At 65.1% G+C, this 2,915-nt stretch carries 1 protein-coding gene; it reads left to right on the top strand.

Annotated elements, in window-relative coordinates; genetic code table 11:
• Nucleotides 1–2,772 (top strand): TIR domain-containing protein (locus tag IU450_RS39125; RefSeq protein WP_228835755.1); only part of this gene is annotated, 2,772 nt, incomplete at its 5' end.
• Nucleotides 2,773–2,915: the final 143 nt, after the last annotated feature.

Raw genomic sequence — 2,915 nt, 5'->3', positions numbered from 1 at the left:
CGCCATGCTGGTGCGGTGGCCGATCCGCGGAGCAGACAACACGAATACAACGCGTTCATTTCCTACAGCCACGACGAGGACCGAATGGTTGCGACCGCGGTACAGCAGGGTCTGCACCGGCTGGCCCGGCGCTGGTACAGATTACGTGCGTTGCGCGTATTCCGGGACGACACGAATCTACCCGCGACCGCACACCTGTGGGCCACCCTCGAACTCGCGATCCGCGACTCCGAATTCTTCATCCTGTTGGCCTCACCCCAGGCCGCCGCGTCCAAGGGTGTGGGGCGGGAGGTGGACTTCTGGAAGGAGATCGGCACGCCGGAGAAATTCCTGATGGTAGTAGCCGCCGGCGAGATCCACTGGGACGAGCAGCTCGGCGACTTCGATCGATCGCGCACCACGGCGCTACCCCCTCAGCTCGACGGATGGTTTCGCGGTGAGCCACTGTGGGTCGACCTCCGCGACTTCGATCCCCGTCGGCTCACATTGCGCAACAGGGCTTTTCGGTCAGCAATATGCAAATTGGCCGCACCCGTGCACGGCAAAAGCTTGGATGACCTCGACAGTGCGGACCGCAGAGGGTTGAAGCTGCGCCGAGCGGCCCTCGTCTTGGGGGTTCTCTCGACCGTGGTGGCAATGGTGGCTGTGGTCTTCGGGGGACGGCAGCTGCAGGAAGCTCGAAACCAAGGCGATATAGCGCTTTCGCGTCGGCTCGCGGCGGATGCCGCGGGAGTTCGACCGACACAGCAGAACCTCGCCAGGCAGTTGAACATTCTGGCCTACCGGTACGCGCCGACCTCCCAAGCGTGGTCCGGACTGCTGGCCGCAGTCGCCACCCCACGGGAGACCTACCTCGGTTTCACGGATTCCGTGGCGGCGATCAATCCCAGCCGGATGCTGCTGGCCACCGCGGGAGAGTCCCAGACCATCACCCTCTGGGATCTGACCGCCCCGGACAGGTCCACGGCGTTGAGCAGGATCGCCCTTCGATTCACCTATTCCGTCGCTTTCAGCCCGGACGGCCGGCTGCTGGCCACCGGTAGTCTCGACGGCACAGTTCGTCTGTGGGACATCTCGAATTCGGCCAACCCCACCGCTGTCGCGCAGTTCGTCGGCCCGCCTGTCGTATCACTTCGATTCAGTCCAGACGGCCGGACATTGGCGGTCGGCGGCCAAATCCGGCGCGAGGAACCGCGAGTGGACCTATGGTCGATCACCGATCCCGCGCATCCGAGCCGGTCAAGCAGCATCGCCGACGGCGTATCCGGTGTTCTGTCGATTCCCTTCAGTCCGGATGGGCGCATACTGGCCGTCGAAGCGCCCGACGGCGCAATCCGTCTGTGGAACGTGGCCGATCCCCTCGATCCGGTACCGGGCACCATTCTGTCCGGCCGCCCGGAAGGGGTGTGCGCCGCGGATTTCGGACCGGATGGACGGTCCCTGGTGGCCGGCGGTAACGACGGCAGGGTCGCCGTATGGAATTTCGCGGGTCCGGCAGCCCCGCTCGTCGTGAGGAAGCACGAGAGCCCTGTATGCACTGCGGTCTTCAGTCGCGATGGCCGCCACCTGGTCACTGCGAGCCGCGACAGCGCCAGACTGTGGAACACCGTGGACCTGGCGAAGATCTATGTCGAAAACGTTTTGGACGAAGGGGTGAACATGGTCTCCGGGACCGTGTTCACCGCCGACGGCCGCGATGTCGTGACCACATCCTTCGGCGGGCGAGTCCGTGACTGGCGTCTTTACGGCCCCGCGCTATCCGATCTGACGGACCGGGCCGCCGCGATCGCGGTGCGTCCGGACGGTCGTCTGCTGGCATCCGGCGCCGGCCAACAGGTGGTGCTCCGGGATCTCGTCGATGTCGACCGACCGGTGGTGACCGCCGTCCTGCCTGTTGCCACCGGCGTGGCATTGGCGTTCAGTCCTGATGGGCGCACGTTGGCCACCGGCGGCTACGACACCGCCGTGATCCTCTGGGATGTAAGCAATCCGGCGGCCCCGGTGCGACTCGGCACCGTGAAAATACACAACAGCATGACCGGGCTCAGTGCATCGGTGTCGTTCGACCCCACAGGTACCAAACTGGCGGTTGGCGTGCCCGACGGACTGGAGATCTTCGATGTCGGTGATAGAACCCGTCCTGTGCCCTTGGGCGCGCTCGACAGCGAGTTCCGAATAAACCGGGTGGAGGCCGTCGAACGGGGTTTGATTCTCATCGCCGGTGGCGACGGCAGCATGTCGATCGTGGACGCCACCGACCCACGAAGCCCCCGGATAGTCGCCACGTACCCGGACAAGAAGAACCAGGTCTCCGCAACGACCCTCAGCCGGGACGGACGGGTGCTTGTATTCGGCGACGAAGACGGCCGAATACGGGTATTCGACCTGACACATCCGGAGAAGGCTCGGCTGACCGCGTCAATCGGGAGCCAGGCGGGTCTCTCGACGTATGCCACGGCCGTGTCCTCGGACGGGACCGCGTTGGCCGTGGGCGACAATCGTTCGGTTCGACTGTTCGACCTGCGCGACCGCTCCGTACCGCAGGAACTGTTCACCTGGTCCCTACCCGCCGACCTGTCCGACCACCTCCGTGCCCTTCGGTTCGATGAGCGTGGACGGCTGCACGCCCAATACGACGATCACCCGCCTGTATCGTGGGACACCACGCCGGACGAACTCATCCCCCGTATCTGTGGCCAGGTCAGCGGGCCGCTCTGGGAAGGCGACTGGGGACTGTATCTACACGGTCGCCCCTATCGGCCGCCCTGCTGAACATGCCTCGAACACTGGGTTGCGAGTAGGCGGAATCGCCGTTGTCGCGGAGTAGTTCTCATCGAAGGACTGGTCGCAACCTGGGGGTGGTGGCCGCGGGCTCGGCCAAGCCATGACGATCCCGTACCGGCTCCCCCAGCGGC

This window comes from Nocardia abscessus (assembly GCF_015477775.1).
Classification (GTDB): domain Bacteria; phylum Actinomycetota; class Actinomycetes; order Mycobacteriales; family Mycobacteriaceae; genus Nocardia; species Nocardia abscessus_A.
Note: the sequence above shows the minus strand (reverse complement) of the source record. Positions and strands in the feature narration are given on the sequence as shown.